A 16,327-nucleotide genomic window follows, 5' to 3' on the forward strand; every position below is an offset into this window, starting at 1 on the left:
TATTTTGTATATTTATCGACATCGAAAAATAATATATACAAACAACCAAAATAATGATTAAAAAAATTCTATTTGTTGCTTTTGCAATTATACTAGTCGCCTGTAACACAAATAAAAAAGAAAAAGAAACTTCCTTAAATGTTCCTTTTCAAAAATTTGAATTAAAAAATGGATTACAAGTTGTAATGCATATCGACAAGTCTGACCCTGTTGTTGCCGTTGAATTAATGGCACATGTAGGTTCGGCAAGAGAAATTGCAGGAAGAACAGGTTTTGCACATTTATTTGAACATTTATTATTCTTAGAATCAGAAAATTTAGGAAAAGGCGGATTGGATAAAATGACTGCTAGAATTGGTGGTTCTGGAGCAAATGGATCAACATCAAGAGACCGAACAAATTACCTGCAAACGGTTCCAAACGATGCTTTAGAAAAAATGATTTGGGCAGAAGCAGACAAATTAGGTTGGTTTATCAATACGGTAACAGACCCTGTGCTGGCAAAAGAAAAGCAAGTTGTAAAAAACGAAAAAAGACAGAGTTACGACAACAGACCTTATGGGCACAATCAAGTAATTATTGACCGTAATTTATATCCAAAAAATCATCCATATAATTGGCAAGTAATTGGTTCTTTAGAAGATTTACAAAACGCAAAATTAGAAGATGTAAAAACGTTCTTTAAAAAATGGTATGTTCCTAATAATGCTACATTGGTGTTGTCTGGTGATTTTGATCCTGTGCAAGCAAAAAAATGGGTTGAAAAATATTTTGATGAAATTCCGAGAGGAGACGAAATTACTCCGTTAGAAAAAAGACCTGGAGTTGTTAAAGAAACGAAATTATTATATTACGAAGATAATTTTGCAAGATTACCAATGTTAACATTCGCTTGGCCAACAGTAGAATTATACAACAAAGATTCATATGCTTTAAATATTTTAACGCAATATTTATCACAAGGAAAAAAAGCTCCCTTAAACCAAGTGTTGGTTGATGATTTAAAATTAACGTCATCAACTTCTATGTATAACAGGAGTTCAGAATTGGCAGGGCAAACTCAATTGGGAGTTCGTGGTTTTGCAAATGTAGATTTGAATGAAATCAATAACGGGATACAAAAAGCTTTTGAAAAATTTGAAAAAGAAGGCATTTCAGACAAAGATTTAAACAGAATAAAAGCAGGTTTAGAAACTCGTTTTTACAGCAGCTTATCGAGTGTTTTAGGAAAAGGAACTAGTTTAGCTTCTTTTAATACGTATGCAAACGATCCTGGTTTTATCAATAAAGAAATCAATTATACGTTAGGTGTTACTAAAGAGGATGTAATGCGTGTTTACAATACATACATTAAAAACAAAAACTTTATCGCAACTAGTTTTGTACCAAAGGGAATGGAAAAATTAGCCCTCAAAAATTCTAAAGAAGCCATTATAAAAGAGGAAAAAATTGTTCAAGGAGCTGAAGAAAATTTCGATCCAAAAATTGCTGCGAAATACAAAAAAACACCTTCAACTTTTGATAGATCTATAGAACCTCCTTATGGTAAATCTCCAGAATTATCAGTTCCTACCGTTTGGAAAAATGAATTATCAAACGGAATTAAAGTCTTCGGAATTGAAAACAGCGAAGTTCCTTTAGTGCAATTTAATTTGGTAATTGACGGTGGTCAGTTATTAGAAAAAATGGACAAATTAGGTGTTGCAAACTTAACGGCTAGTTTAATGAATAGAGGAACAAAAAACAAAACAGTTGCTCAATTAGAGGAAGCAATTCAAGAGTTAGGAGCTTTTATTAGAGTTTCTTCATCTACCGAAAATATTACAATTAGCGGAACAACGTTGGCTAAAAACTATTCAAAAACAGTTGCGCTTATTGAAGAAATGTTGTTAGAACCTCGTTGGGATGAAACTGAGTTTGAATTGCTAAAAAAATCTGTAGTTGGTAATTTACGTCAGCAAAAAGCAAGTCCAACAACAATTGCAAACAATGTGTATAACGAATTGATTTACGGTAAAGACAATATCCGTTCTAAAAATACTTTAGGAACTATAGAATCTGTTGACAATAGTACGTTAGACGATTTAAAATCATTTTACACAAATTACATTTCTCCATCAGTTGCTAAAATGCATATTGTTGGTGATATTAAAAGAGACGATGTTTTGGCGTCTTTATCTAATTTAAATGCAAAATGGGAATCAAAAAATGTTGAAATCCCTATTTACAAAACTCCAGAAGCACCCAATAAACCAACCGTTTATTTTTATGATGTTCCGAATGCAAAACAATCTGTAATTAATTTTGGAGCGCCTGCTTTGGCTGCAACGGATAAAGATTTTTATCCTGCAACGGTAATGAATTATATTCTTGGTGGCGGTGGATTTGCTTCTCAATTAACACAAGAATTAAGAGAAGGAAAAGGATATACATACGGAATATATTCAGGTTTCTCTGGAACAAAAGCTGTTGGTCCATTTACAATTTCTAGTAGAGTTAGAACCAATGTCACCTTAGAATCTGCTCAGTTGGTTAAGAAAATCATCACTGATTATCCTAAAAATTATTCTGAAAAAGATTTGGCAACAACCAAAGGTTTTTTAATTAAAAGTAATGCACGTAGATTTGAAACAATGTATGCAAAATTAAACATGCTTCAAAACATGAGTGCTTATGGTTTTAGCTCTGATTACATAAAAGACAGAGAAAAAATTGTAACCGAAATGACGATTGAAAAAATTCAGGAATTGTCTAGAAAATATGTAAATCCAAATAAAATGATTTGGCTTTTTGTAGGTGATGCAGAAACGCAATTAGACAGATTAAACGAATTAGGTTTCGGACAACCAGTGCTATTAAATAAGACTAAAGAAAAAATCAAACATTAAAAAATATGAAATTATTCAACAAAACTCTCATCGCTTTTGCATTGTTGTTTTCAACAATTGTTTTAGCACAAGAAACAAGGCTACTTCGTCAACCAACCATACATGCAAATCAAGTTGCATTTGCCTATGGTGGAGATATTTGGACAACCAATTTATCAACCAATATTACAACCAGATTAACAAGTACTGCTGCTATGGAGAGTACTCCACATTTTTCTCCTGACGGAAAATGGATTGCGTTTACATCAAACAGATCTGGTTCTCAATCAGTATATATTGTTTCTGTAAATGGTGGTGATGCGAAAAGATTGACTTGGCACACTAGCTCTTCAGTTGCAAGAGGCTTTACAAACGATGGAAAAAATGTGCTTTTTGCATCTACTAGAGATACTGCTCCATCTTCTTTTGATCGCTTATATACCGTTTCTGTAAATGGCGGACCAGCAACAAAATTGATGGAACAATGGGCAACTTCAGGTTCATATGCTCCAAATGGAAAGCAAATGATTATCGATAGAGTAAGACGTTGGGATGTTGAATGGAGAGATTATCGTGGGGGGCAAAATACGCCACTTATCATTGTTGATTTAAAAACCTTGAACGAAACCTTATTGCCAAATAACAAAACCACAGACAGACATCCTATTTGGTTAAATGATGTTGTCTATTTCCTTTCGGATAGAACGCATACATCAAATGTTTGGTCTTACAACACCAAAACAAAAGCAGTAAATCAAATCACAAAATTTAAAGGAACTGCGGTAAAATCGTTAAGCGGATCTAAAAACACATTGATTTTTGAGCAAGATGGTTATTTACATACATTAGATTTAAAAAACAATCGTTCAAAACGATTAAAAATTTCTGTAAAAGGAGATTTTCCTTGGACAGCAACGAAATGGGAAAACGTAAATGATCGTGTAGATTTTGCGAGCATTTCTCCAAACGGAAAAAGAGTTGTGATGGCTTCTCGCGGTGATATTTTTACAACTCCTGTTGAATTTGGAGATTCTAGAAATATTACACAAACTTCTGGGGTTGCAGATAGAGCGCCAATTTGGTCTCCAAAAGGAGATGAAATAGCGTGGTTTTCTGATGCAAACGGAAAAAATTACGCATTACATATTACCAATCAAGACGGAACAGCAAAAACAGAAACTATTTCTATAGGGATTTCTAAAATGGCTTGGGAACCAACGTGGTCTCCAGACGGAAAACACATTGCTTTTGTAGATGATGACACGCGTATTAGAGTCATCAACTTAGAAAAAAAATCGATCAAAACCATTGACAATGCTGGCAACAATTTAGAACGTGGAAGGATGGGAATTACCTGGTCTCCAGATTCAAATTGGTTAGCTTATTCAAAATCTGGCGATAATGGCATGAAACAAATTAAAGTTTGGTCATTAGAAACCAATGATGTTACTGCAATTACAGATCCTTTTGCTGATTCATTTTCTCCTGCTTGGGATTTAGATCACAAACATTTATACTTTTTAGCAAGTACAAGTGTTGCTTTAGGTTCTGGATGGGCAAATACAAGCTCTATGACTGCTAAACCAAATTATGCGGCGTATGTTATCAATCTTGCAAAAAAAGACGATTCTCCTTTTAAACCAAAAAGTGATGAAGAAAAGGTGAAAGAAGAAAAATCAGACGATAAAAAAGAAGACAAATCAAAAAGTAAAAAAACTGCAGACAAAAAAGATAAAAAAATTGTGATAGATTTTGATGGAATTGCCCGTAGAATTATGGCACTTCCTTTACGTGGAAATTACAACAGCATTATTGCGGGTCCAAGTGGATTTGCTTTTATCAGCGAGGGTGCAACTGTACATAAATTTGATTTAAAAAAGTTAAAAGCGAAAGAATTCGGAAAAGGTTTAAGAATTTATGCAATTTCTACGGATGGTAAACACATGGTTGCCAGAGTTGGAAGAAATTGGAAAGTAACAAGTACTTCTGCTCCAAATGCCAAAGCTGCAAAAACTTTAAAGCTAGATTTAAACATGAAGCTAAACAGAATTAGCGAATGGAAACAAATGTTTGAAGAAGCTTGGCGTTACGAACGTGATTATTTTTATGATCCAGGAATGCACGGTAGAGACTGGACTAAAGTCTACAAGCGTTATGCTCCGTTAGTTCCGTTTGTAAAACACAGAGCAGATTTAAACTATATTTTAGACCAAGTAAACGGAGAATTATCTGTTGGACATAGTTTTGTTGGTGGTGGAGATTTTCCATCAATTGATCGCGCAAAAGGTGGATTATTAGGTGCAGATTTTACAGCGAGACAAGGAAAATGGCAAATCAAAAGGGTTTACACTTCAGAAAGCTGGAATCCTGGATTGAATGGTCCTTTAGATCAACCTGGAATGAACATTAAAGCGGGTTATTACTTAGTTGGAATCAACAATCAAGAAATTACAGACAAAGACAATATCTACAAATATTTAGATGGAACTTCTGGAAAACAAACTACGTTACACATCAACACAAAACCATCTTTTGAAGACTCTTGGAAAGAAATTGTAAAGCCAATTAGAAGCGAAAACTCTTTACGCCAAAGAACTTGGGTTGAAGACAACAGAAGAATGGTTGATAAATTATCTGGCGGAAGATTAGGATATATTTGGGTACCAAATACTGGCGGACCAGGATTTGTATCGTTCAATAGGTATTATTTTGCACAACAAGATAAAGAAGGCGCTGTAATTGACGAGCGTTTTAATGGCGGTGGATTGTTAGACGATTATATGGTAGATTTAATGACTCGCAAGCCAAGAGCAGCGCTTACAAATGAAGTTCCGAACGGAAAAGCAATGCGTTTGCCAGCGGGAATTATGGGGCCAAAAGTATTATTGATAAATGAACTTGCTGGTTCTGGTGGAGATTTTTTCCCTTGGGTTTTTAGACAACAAAAAGCAGGATTGCTAATTGGCGCTACAACTTGGGGCGGATTGGTAAAATCATCAACACATTATCGTTTAATTGATGGCGGTTCGTTGACTGCACCAGACAATGCCGTTTTTGATCCAGCAACAAATACTTGGGTTGCAGAAAACAAAGGAGTTGCTCCAGATATTGCTGTTCGACAAGACGCAAAATCGTTAGAACAAGGAATAGATCCTCAATTAGAAAGAGCCGTGAAAGAATTAATATCCCAACTAAAAGGAAAAAAGGAAATAACACCCCCAACATTTCCGAGACCAACAAAAGGAAACTAAAAAATATAAATCCTCGAAACAATTAAGTTTCGAGGATTTTTTTAGTATAAATAATGTTACACTTTACTTACTACAAATAGTTGAATTTGTTTCTAAACTCCTTTTTCGGTAACTTCGCTAACTACTGATATAAAACGCTTGTGCTGAACCTGATTCAGTATTGAAACGTTCGATATCATATAAGTAGGCAGTAATTACGAATAAACAATGCTATGAATAAAATTATCACAACAATAAGGGAAAACTGGAAAGACCCAGTTTGGAGCAAAGTAATTGCTGCAGCAATAATTGGAATATCAGGATTTTTATTGACTACAATAGTTGCAGTAATTAGAGTTATTTTTAATAAGATTCCTTTTTCAGAGACATTTAACAATATTTGGGAATATTTGAATAATTCAATTTCTATAAGTATATTATATGTGATAGTAATTGTAGTTTTATACTTAATTCTTACCCTCAAGCATTTTATTACTTTTATAAATGATTTAATTAAAAAAATACAAAATATAAGTCCTGAAAAGACAAAAAAAAAAGAGCCTCAACTACAAACTATACATGAACATTCAACTGTTTTATTTTCAGATAGAATGGCAGCAGCATTCCCTGGAATTAGAGATATTACCTGGTTTAACAATCCAGTAAAAGCTGTTGACAGACTTGATATTTTACTAAAACAACCATTAAGGTTTAAATCACAATCATCAGAATCCGATTCAGATCCTATTTGGTGGTGGAGAGGTGGAAGTGCTCTATTCATAGAAAAATTTAAAAGAATAGGAAAGAAAAGAGTTCTTATGGGAATAAAGCAACTAAAAATAAAAAGAATTGCAGCCTATCATGGAGATTCATATTATAAAGATTTTGTTTATGTTGAAGTTGAAGGAGAAAAATCAACTGGGTTATACAATTATACCAAAGAAGATATTCAAAGACATGTAGAAAGTATTGGATTTAGCTGTGAAGAATATGGGGTAATTAAAAATTGGTTTGGTTGGAGCACACCAATTACAAGAGAAGAATACGATGATGGTGCTGCTGTAATTAGGGGGAGAGTTAAGGATATGATGGAGGCTAAATTGAGATTAAGGTATTTAACTAAGTTTAATTTTATTATTGCAGCTAAAGGTTCTCCATACAATTCTAGAAAGTTTTGCTTACATTCAAAAAGGTATTTTGATGGTATTTTAAAAAATGATATTGAACCTAATGAATTTTTCGCTTTTTTAAAAGATTTTAATAAAAATGAACGATAAAACTACTGGAAACACCGTATCAAATTAATTGCTAGTACTAGCTTGCTTACAAAACACTAATTCTACCCTTTAAATTTCATTGCCAAATGCACTACTTTTTTGGTTTCAAAAAAGTCTTCTTCAAAGTAGTTTGGTAATTCGTAAATAGTTGCAGACGTGTATTTTGCTAATTCTTCAGATAAATCGCCACCTTTTAAATACAAGATTCCATTTTTGATATCGTGGTTTTGTTTTTTAAGCGTTTTTCCTTTTGTCCAACCCACAAAAGTTTCCATTTGTGCCACCGCTCTACTGACAATAAAATCGTATTGTTCTTTTACTTCTTCTACTCTTCCGTGTGTCGTTTTTACATTTTCTAAACCCAAACCTGCAACAACTTCATCAACTACTTTTATCTTTTTACCAATAGAATCTACCAAATGAAACTGTGTTTCTGGAAACAAAATTGCCAACGGAATTCCAGGGAATCCACCGCCAGTCCCAACATCCAATACTTTAGAACCCGGTTTAAAAGAAATTACTTTTGCGATTCCTAATGAATGCAATACATGACGCAAGTACAACTCGTCGATGTCTTTACGAGAAACCACATTGATTTTTAAATTCCAATCTTTGTATAATTCCTGTAATTTTGTAAATTGCTCTAGTTGAATTTCAGTTAAATCTGTAAAATATTTTTGTATAATTTCCATAAAAAAGTAATAAAAGTGCAAAAATAGGGATTTGTTAACAAACAATTAGTAACAATAACTGACGTTTATCATATATAGCAAATTCAAAAAGCATATTTTTGTAACTTAATTTTAAACCAATTAATGAAAACAATAAATTTTTCGAGAGTAGATAAAGCCAAATTCTTTAGAACTCTAAACAAAAGAGTAAATTCTTATTTTAAAGACAACGATATAAAACGTACTGGAAATTGGAAATTATATTCGAAAGCTGTGATTATGTTTTCGTTATTTTTGGTTCCGTTTATTTTAATCTTAACGGTTTCTATGCCGCAATGGGTAATGGCTTTATTAATGGTTGTTACTGGAGTTGGAATGGCTGGCGTTGGAATGAATGTAATGCACGATAGCAATCACGAATCTTTTTCAAGTAAAAAATGGGTAAACAAATTGATGGGAAGTAGTATTTATATACTTGCCGGAAATGTATATAATTGGAAAGTACAACACAATGTGTTACATCATACATTTACCAACGTAAAAGATCATGATGAAGATATTGATGCAGGTAGAATTATTCGTTTTTCTCAACATGCAAAATGGTTTCCAATTCATAAATTACAAAAATATTATTCAATTTTTTTATACGGATTGTTAACTATCAATTGGGCAATAACAACGGATATCAAACAAATGCATAATTACTTAAAACGCAAATTATCGTACGGTAAGTTTCCGAACCCAAAAGTAGAATGGACAAAACTAATCATCTCTAAAGTAGTGTATTACGCCCTTTGGATTGTATTACCGCTTTTAGTTTTAGATGTTGCTTGGTGGAAAGTTTTAATCGGATTTTTTGTGATGCATTATACTGCAGGAATGATTTTAAGTTTGGTATTTCAACTAGCACATATTGTTCCAAATACAACAATGCCAATTCCTGATAAAGAAGGAAATTTAGAGCATACTTGGGCGGTGCATCAACTATACACAACGTCTAATTTTGCGCCTAGCAATTGGGTTGTTAATTTTTATACTGGTGGATTAAATCATCAAGTAGAACATCATATTTTTCCACATATTTCTCATGTACATTATCAGAAATTAGCAAAAATCGTAAAAGACACGGCAAAAGAATTTAATTTACCGTACAACGAATATAAAACTACTAGAAGAGCTATTATTGAGCACTTTAAACATTTAGGTAGTTTAGGAAAACAACCAGAACTAGCATAAACTACAACTATCAACTAAAATGTCGTACCCTTTATCGGACAGAATCAATAGCTTGCCAATTTCTCAGACATTGGCAATGGCTGCTAAAGCAAGAGAATTAAAAACTGCTGGAAAAGATATTATCAGTTTAAGTTTGGGGGAACCAGATTTTAACACGCCAGATTTCATCAAAGACGCTGCAATTGAAGCAATCAATCAGAATTACAATACGTATACTCCGGTTGATGGTTATGTAGAATTAAAAGAAGCAATTTGTGTAAAATTTAACCGCGATAATGAGTTGGTTTACGCCCCAAATCAAATTGTAGTTTCTACAGGCGCCAAACAATCTATTGCAAATGTTGCGCAAGTATTGTTAAATCCTGGTGATGAAGTTTTATTACCTGCGCCGTATTGGGTTAGTTATTCTGCCATTGCAATTTTATGCGAAGCTACTTTTGTAGAAATTCCGTCTACAATTGACACTGATTTTAAAATTACTCCAGCGCAATTAGAGGCAGCAATTACGCCAAAAACTAAAATGATCTTCTTTAACTCGCCAAATAATCCTAGCGGAACAATTTATACTGAGGAAGAATATAGAGCGTTGGCAAAAGTGCTGGAAAAACATCCACAGATATTTATTTTATCGGATGAGATTTATGAGCACATCAATTACGGAACAAAACCTTTTAGTTTTGCTGCAATTGAAAACATGTATGACAGAACAATTACCGTAAACGGATTGGCAAAAGCATTTGCGATGACAGGTTGGAGAATTGGATATATTGGCGCTCCAGAGTGGATTGCGAAAGCTTGTACAAAAATGCAAGGGCAAATTACTTCTGGCGCAAATTGTATTGCACAAAGAGCTGCAATTACTGCTGTATTAGCTCCAGTTTCTAAAGTTCAATTTATGGTAGATGAGTTTAAGAATCGTAGAGATATGGTGCTTGAATTACTTGGGGAAATAGACGGATTCAAATTAAATATTCCTGATGGAGCATTTTATGTTTTCCCGGATGTTTCTGCTTTCTTCGGAAAAAAAATCAAAGGAAAAGCTATTAAAAATGCGAATGATTTTTCTATGTTATTATTAGAAGAAGCAAACGTTGCAACGGTAACTGGCGAAGCTTTTGGCGCACCAAATTGCGTGCGTTTATCCTATGCTGCATCTGTAGCACAATTACAAGAAGCAATTAAAAGAATTAAAGAAGTTTTAAGTTAAAAAAAACTTTTTTCAAAATTCCCTATTCTTTTTACTTAAAAACGAATGTCATTCCTGTGGAAACAGGAACCTATTAAAATAGTTGTTTATGGATTCCTGCCTTCGCAGGAATGAAAATAAAAATCTCATTTGATGCTAAGTTCAGTTAGATACTGAAATAAATTTAGCATAAAATGAGATTTTTTCTCTATAAAAGGATAATTACCAAGACAATGGCAAAAAGTGATACTTGTAAAACAGTTCCGGTTTGACTTTGAAGTTTGTCGTGGCTGTTTAAAATTGAAGTCTTTATGCGAGATAAAGATTTCCTCTTCATTTCACTAATATTTTCTCTTATTTCTTGTTTATAAGCAGACGTTAAAATTCCTCTTTCAATGACTCGTGGATGTGATGCTAATTTCATGATTTTAAGTTTTAATGTTATACTCTAAAGACGAGAATAAATTAAAATTGTAACAGTCATCATAAATTTCACAGCTAAAAACCAAAAGATTTTACACACTTAACTATCAGTAAAATAAGGTGTTTCAAATCTGTTTTAGTTCTAAAAAGAATTAAAAAGGAAGATCAATTTCATCCTCTTTAAACATCTTTTTATTTTTAAAAAGGGGTTCTTTTTTTAAGTATAAAACCAAGGTTTTATAATCAATTATTGCGTTACCCATTTCTAAAATATCAGCACCAATTATTCCGTGAACTTCTTTTGCGTGATGCTGCGTTAAAGCAGTATTCACATGAGTCATATCAAACAATACCAAATGGCTTTCGTAGGTTTTCCATTTTCCAATTTGCAAGGTGTTATCCGTAGATTTTTGAGTTTCCATATCTGTTGCTCCAGCGCCAGCAGCTTTTGTCTCAGATGCTTCTGCATGCAATTTAAAATGCTCAATTAAATCTACACCAACACAAGAATTTGAAGCGCCAGTATCTAAGATAAATCGCCCTTTAACTCCGTTTATCTTGGCTTTTAACTCCAAGTGATTAGTCGCAATTCTTGTCAACTTGATTTTTATATATTTCTTTTTTTGCAATACTTTTTTAAGACTTGGCATTTAACAGTACTTTTGTTTTTGCTAAAATACAGTTCAATTATCAATTATCAATGAACAATAAATAGTTAAATTGATAATTGATCACTGTTTATTGTTAACTGAACACTGAAAAAATGATTACAGACACACATACGCATTTATATTCTGAACAATTTGATGGCGATAGAGCAGAAATGATTCAGCGTGCAAAAGACGCTGGAGTTTCTCGGTTTTTTATTCCTGCAATTGATTCTTCTTATACAGAAAGTATGTTTGAGTTAGAATCAAATTTCAAAAATGATGTTTTTTTGATGATGGGATTGCATCCAACTTCTGTAAAAGAAAATTACAAAGAAGAATTAGCGCACGTAAAAAAATGGATTGATCAACGTTCATTCTACGCCATTGGAGAAATCGGAATTGATTTGTATTGGGACAAGAGTTTTTTAGCACAACAACAAGAAGCTTTTAGAACTCAAATTCAGTGGGCCAAAGAAAAAAAATTACCAATTGTAATTCATTGTAGAGATGCTTTTGATGAAATTTTTGAAGTCTTAGAAACTGAAAAAAGTGATGATTTATTCGGGATTTTTCATTGTTTTACGGGAACTTTAGAACAAGCAAAAAAAGCAATTTCGTACAATATGAAATTAGGAATTGGCGGTGTTGCTACTTTTAAAAACGGAAAAATAGATCAGTTTTTACATCAAATTGATGTTAAAAATATTGTGCTAGAAACTGATTCGCCATATTTAGCACCAACACCTTTTAGAGGAAAACGAAATGAAAGTAGTTACATTACACAAGTTGTAGAAAAATTAGCGGCTATTTATGAAATCTCTTTTCAAGAAATTGCCGAAATTACCACTCAAAATTCAAAAGATATTTTTGGAATCTAACAGCGTTATATATTACAAAACACCCATCGGAACTGCAAAAATTGTTGGAGATGAAAACGGAATTCAATCTATTTCTGTTTTAGATGATATTATAGAAACATCTAAAAATATTCCATTATTTTTAAAAGATTGTATTGCTCAACTAGAAGAATATTTTGCAGGAACAAGAACCGAGTTCAAGTTGAAATTAAATCCGCAAGGAACCAAATTTCAGCAAAAAGTTTGGAAAGAGCTTTTAAATATTCCTTTTAATAAAACCAGAACGTATCTAGAACAAACCAAAGCAATTGGCGATGTAAAAGCCATTAGAGCAGTCGCATCAGCAAACGGTAAAAATCCAATTTGGATTGTAATTCCGTGTCACCGGGTGCTTGGTTCTGACGGATCTTTAACTGGTTATGCGGGCGGAATCTGGCGTAAAAAATGGTTGTTAGATCACGAAAATCCAGTAAAGCAACAGTCGTTGTTTTAAACTATTTTTACATTTAGAGCGTTAATCTATTATGATTAAAAAAATCTTTTTTATCATTTTTGTGTGTATAGGTTTTTCAATCTATGCGCAAACTGGTTCTACAGATTTTAGGTCTAAGAATTTTACGTTGTTAAAAGACACGATTCAGATAGATTCTGTAAGTATCAATTCACAATTATTTAAAGTATTTACTCAAGACAAAACGCTAATTCCGTCCTCAGAATATCAAGTAGATTTTGTAAAAGCATTACTTATAATTGATGCTCAGAAATATGAATTCATAACGATAGAATATTTTCGGTTTCCTGATTTCATCACCAAAGTATATCAAAAATATGATGATAAAATAATTGTTCCAAACACCAACAATACACAGCAATTATACAGTTTAACAACCAATAAAAATCAACAACAAAAAGAACTCTTTAACAACTTAGAAACTTCTGGAAATATTACAAGAGGATTAACAATTGGAAACAATCAAAACTCGGTTGTAAACTCTTCTTTAGATTTAACAATTAAAGGAAATTTATCTAAAGACGTTACCATAAAAGCCAATATTTTTGACACCAATATTCCGTTACAAGACAACGGATATTCTCAAAATATTACCGATTTCGATCGTATTTTTATTGAATTTGAACATAAAAAATGGCGCGTAAAAGCAGGGGATATAGATCTTGCAAATTCTGAGAGTTATTTTATGCCTTTTACCAAAAAGGTTTCAGGTTTAGAAGTGGAGGCAAAACTAAATGACAATCTAAATGTGCTTGCGTCTGGAGCCGTTGTAAGAGGAAAATTTACAAGCTTTAACTTTGTTGGTAAAGAAGGAAATCAGGGTCCGTATAAAATTATTGGACCAAACAACGAAGCTTTTATAATTATCGTTGCCGGTAGCGATGCTTTGTACGCAAACGGCGTTTTGTTAAAACGCGGAGAAAACAAAGATTACACGATAGATTATAACAATTCAGAAATTCGGTTTAACACTACTTTTCCGATCACAAATGATATTCGTTTTCAGTTAGATTATCAATATTCGAACAGAAATTACACCCGTTTTGTTACCTATGAAAAAGCAAGTTACAAGAGCGAAAAGCACATTATTAATGGATTTTTCTACAACGAAAACGATGCTAAAAATCAGCCAATACAACAAAATTTAACCGATGCTCAAAAACAAATTTTAGCAAATGCAGGTAATGATGAGTCTAAAATGTATGCAAATAGTGCTTATAAAGATGTGTATTCTGAAAACAGAATTTTGTACAAAAAAGTAACTAACGGAATTTCTGAAGACTTTGAATATTCTACAAATGCTACGGACGAATTGTACAATGTTACGTTTACATTTATTGGCGCCAATAAAGGCGATTACAATATAGATAAGTCTATAGCAATTGGAACTATTTACAAATATGTAGGAACCAATTTAGGAAATTATCAACCAATAATCAGATTAGTTGCTCCGTCAAAATTGCAAGTTGCAGTTATAAACACAACGTATAATCCATCGAAAAAAACGAGTCTTTTTGGAGAACTAGCATTGAGCAATACTGATGCAAATTTATTTTCTACAATTGATGATACTGAAAATAAAGGTCTGGCTGCAAAACTAAAATGGAAACAACTCTTTGTTGACAAAAAATGGAAATTCTCAACAGCTTTTGATTACAGTTTTATTCATCAAAATTTTGCTACCCAACAACGTTTTGATGCTGTTGAGTTTAAACGTGATTGGAACATTGTAAGTCCGATAGGAAATAGAAATCAAATTAGCACCCAATTTATTTTAGACAACACACAAAATTCTAAATATGTCTATGGTTTTAACTTAATTAATTATTCTAATAATTACAACGGAATTAAACATGATTTTAATAGCCAAACGAACATAAAAAATACAAAATTCAGCTCGTTTATCAGCTTGTTAAATAGCGAATCAACTTTAGAGAAAAATAGTTTTTTAAGAGCAAAAGGAAAGATAGAACATTCTTTTTCTAAAGCTTGGATTGGTGGTTTTATCAATTTAGAAACCAATAAAATCGAATCCAAATCAACGCAACAAAAAAGTGCATTAAGTCATCAATTTAAAGAATACGAAACTTATATTGGGTTAGGAGATTCTACTAAAGTATACACCAAAATTGGTTTTAATTTTAGGCAAAATGACAGTATTAGAAACAATGCTTTTACAGAAGTAAATTCACGAAAAACCTATTATATCAATAGTAGAATTCTACAAAACACCTCTAGTAATTTATCGATTTTTGCAAATTACAGAAGTACAAAAAATACTTTTACAGCTGATGAAAAGGCGTTGAACTCTAAAATAGTTTATAGCCAAAAACTCTTTCGTAATTTTATCAATTTTAATACTGTTTACGAAACATCTTCTGGAAATATTCCACAGCAAGAATATGTCTATATTAAAACCGAGCCTGGACAAGGATATTATACGTGGATTGATTACAACAACAACGGAATTAAAGAATTTAACGAATTTGAAATTGCCGTTTATAAGGATCAGGCAGAATATCTGCGTGTTGCCTTGCCAAACTTGACTTTTATCAATACGCAACGTGCAAAATGGCAACAAGTTTTTACGATAAATCCATCTCAATGGGCAACTAAAAATGGAGTCAAAAAAATACTTTCACATTTTTACAATCAAACAAATTTTGTAGTTGATAACGAGCAAAAAAGAAACAACAATTCTTTTAATTTGAATCCGTTTGATATCGATAAAACCAAATTATTAGGCTTAAATTTTAGTTTGAGAAACAGTTTGTATTTAAACAAAAACCTACAGAAATATAGCTTTATTTTTACCTATGCAACTTCTAAAAATAAACATTTATACAACATTGGGAGTCAAGAAAACAACACCAAATTACATCAATTAGAATTTACACAAAAATTAACGCCTTTTTGGCTTTTTGAATTGAAAACAAACACAACTAAAGACGAAATTATTACTGAAAACTTCAACAATCAAAATTATAAAATTGACGCCTACGAAATTGCACCGAAATTTATTTTTGAATACAATAAAAATCATCAATTTTCTTTCTTTTATCAGTATAAAAACAAAGAAAATAACGTTGGTAGTTTAGAAACTTTACAACAACAAAAACTAGGAAGTTCTTATTATCACAAATCAACAAAAAACACGTTAATACGAACAGAAATCAATTTGTTTTACAATAATTTTAACGGTAATCAAAATAGCCCAGTTGCATACCAAATGTTAGAAGGCTTGCAAGCTGGCAGAAATTATACGTGGTCTTTAATTTATCAGCAAAAAATAAATTCTTTTATCAATTTAAACTTTAATTATTTAGGCAGAAAAGGAGAGAATTCTACTACAATTCATACTGGTTCAGTTCAATTAAGAGCAGATTTTTAAGCTTTAGAAGTTTATAATTATTAAAAAA

Annotated in this window: 11 protein-coding genes; 8 read left to right on the top strand and 3 right to left on the bottom strand. The window is 32.2% G+C overall.

Features of this window, described 5'->3' with window-relative positions:
• Window positions 1-53: 53 nt before the first annotated feature.
• From KCTC32516_RS02285 to KCTC32516_RS02295, 3 genes are all read left to right on the top strand, one after another.
• Window positions 54-2,888 (top strand): M16 family metallopeptidase, encoded by a 2,835-nt coding sequence (locus tag KCTC32516_RS02285; protein WP_301401725.1) that lies wholly within the window; start codon window positions 54-56, stop codon window positions 2,886-2,888.
• A 5-nt stretch (window positions 2,889-2,893) separates the two neighbouring features.
• The gene (locus KCTC32516_RS02290; RefSeq protein ID WP_301401726.1) at window positions 2,894-6,118 is read left to right on the top strand and encodes a S41 family peptidase; all 3,225 of its coding nucleotides are present in this window, start codon (window positions 2,894-2,896) and stop codon (window positions 6,116-6,118) included.
• Between the two features lie 212 nt (window positions 6,119-6,330).
• Window positions 6,331-7,374, top strand: a complete 1,044-nt coding sequence (locus tag KCTC32516_RS02295; protein WP_301401727.1) for a hypothetical protein — start codon at window positions 6,331-6,333, stop codon at window positions 7,372-7,374.
• A 62-nt stretch (window positions 7,375-7,436) separates the two neighbouring features.
• Here KCTC32516_RS02295 and rsmG read toward each other — a convergent pair whose 3' ends face one another.
• Window positions 7,437-8,066, bottom strand: a complete 630-nt coding sequence (gene rsmG, locus KCTC32516_RS02300; protein WP_301401728.1) for a 16S rRNA (guanine(527)-N(7))-methyltransferase RsmG — start codon at window positions 8,064-8,066, stop codon at window positions 7,437-7,439.
• 123 nt (window positions 8,067-8,189) lie between these two features.
• On the opposite strand from rsmG, the gene KCTC32516_RS02305 reads away from it, so the two are divergent.
• Entirely contained in the window at window positions 8,190-9,281 is a 1,092-nt protein-coding gene (locus tag KCTC32516_RS02305) for a fatty acid desaturase family protein (RefSeq protein WP_301401729.1), read from the top strand.
• Window positions 9,282-9,300: 19 nt separating this feature from the next.
• Window positions 9,301-10,488, top strand: coding sequence for a pyridoxal phosphate-dependent aminotransferase (locus KCTC32516_RS02310; RefSeq protein ID WP_301401730.1), 1,188 nt, complete (start codon window positions 9,301-9,303; stop codon window positions 10,486-10,488).
• Between the two features lie 187 nt (window positions 10,489-10,675).
• Here KCTC32516_RS02310 and KCTC32516_RS02315 read toward each other — a convergent pair whose 3' ends face one another.
• Together KCTC32516_RS02315 and KCTC32516_RS02320 are read right to left on the bottom strand one after the other, a co-directional pair.
• Complete coding sequence (locus KCTC32516_RS02315) at window positions 10,676-10,891, bottom strand: hypothetical protein (protein ID WP_301401731.1); 216 nt, start codon at window positions 10,889-10,891, stop codon at window positions 10,676-10,678.
• Window positions 10,892-11,042: 151 nt separating this feature from the next.
• The gene (locus KCTC32516_RS02320) at window positions 11,043-11,540 is read right to left on the bottom strand and encodes a retropepsin-like aspartic protease (protein ID WP_301401732.1); all 498 of its coding nucleotides are present in this window, start codon (window positions 11,538-11,540) and stop codon (window positions 11,043-11,045) included.
• A gap of 113 nt (window positions 11,541-11,653) precedes the next feature.
• On the opposite strand from KCTC32516_RS02320, the gene KCTC32516_RS02325 reads away from it, so the two are divergent.
• Genes KCTC32516_RS02325 through KCTC32516_RS02335 form a run of 3 tightly spaced genes read left to right on the top strand, consistent with a single transcriptional unit; the run spans window position 11,654 to window position 16,299 of the window.
• Window positions 11,654-12,418, top strand: a complete 765-nt coding sequence (locus KCTC32516_RS02325; protein WP_301401733.1) for a TatD family hydrolase — start codon at window positions 11,654-11,656, stop codon at window positions 12,416-12,418.
• Complete coding sequence (locus KCTC32516_RS02330) at window positions 12,408-12,890, top strand: methylated-DNA--[protein]-cysteine S-methyltransferase (protein WP_301401734.1); 483 nt, start codon at window positions 12,408-12,410, stop codon at window positions 12,888-12,890. Before KCTC32516_RS02325 ends, KCTC32516_RS02330 begins: the two co-directional genes overlap by 11 nt.
• A gap of 31 nt (window positions 12,891-12,921) precedes the next feature.
• Complete coding sequence (locus tag KCTC32516_RS02335) at window positions 12,922-16,299, top strand: DUF8818 domain-containing protein (RefSeq protein WP_301401735.1); 3,378 nt, start codon at window positions 12,922-12,924, stop codon at window positions 16,297-16,299.
• Window positions 16,300-16,327: the final 28 nt, after the last annotated feature.

It is taken from the genome of Polaribacter huanghezhanensis, assembly GCF_030444335.1.
In the GTDB taxonomy this organism is placed as follows: domain Bacteria; phylum Bacteroidota; class Bacteroidia; order Flavobacteriales; family Flavobacteriaceae; genus Polaribacter; species Polaribacter huanghezhanensis.

Excerpts from the sequence above, each read along its gene's own strand:
- rsmG (WP_301401728.1), bottom strand. The coding sequence starts at position 8,066 with ATGGAAATTATACAAAAATATTTTACAGATTTAACTGAAATTCAACTA.
- KCTC32516_RS02335 (WP_301401735.1), top strand. The coding sequence starts at position 12,922 with ATGATTAAAAAAATCTTTTTTATCATTTTTGTGTGTATAGGTTTTTCA.
- KCTC32516_RS02295 (WP_301401727.1), top strand. The coding sequence starts at position 6,331 with ATGAATAAAATTATCACAACAATAAGGGAAAACTGGAAAGACCCAGTT.
- KCTC32516_RS02305 (WP_301401729.1), top strand. The coding sequence starts at position 8,190 with ATGAAAACAATAAATTTTTCGAGAGTAGATAAAGCCAAATTCTTTAGA.
- KCTC32516_RS02290 (WP_301401726.1), top strand. The coding sequence starts at position 2,894 with ATGAAATTATTCAACAAAACTCTCATCGCTTTTGCATTGTTGTTTTCA.
- KCTC32516_RS02325 (WP_301401733.1), top strand. The coding sequence starts at position 11,654 with ATGATTACAGACACACATACGCATTTATATTCTGAACAATTTGATGGC.
- KCTC32516_RS02320 (WP_301401732.1), bottom strand. The coding sequence starts at position 11,540 with ATGCCAAGTCTTAAAAAAGTATTGCAAAAAAAGAAATATATAAAAATC.
- KCTC32516_RS02315 (WP_301401731.1), bottom strand. The coding sequence starts at position 10,891 with ATGAAATTAGCATCACATCCACGAGTCATTGAAAGAGGAATTTTAACG.
- KCTC32516_RS02285 (WP_301401725.1), top strand. The coding sequence starts at position 54 with ATGATTAAAAAAATTCTATTTGTTGCTTTTGCAATTATACTAGTCGCC.
- KCTC32516_RS02310 (WP_301401730.1), top strand. The coding sequence starts at position 9,301 with ATGTCGTACCCTTTATCGGACAGAATCAATAGCTTGCCAATTTCTCAG.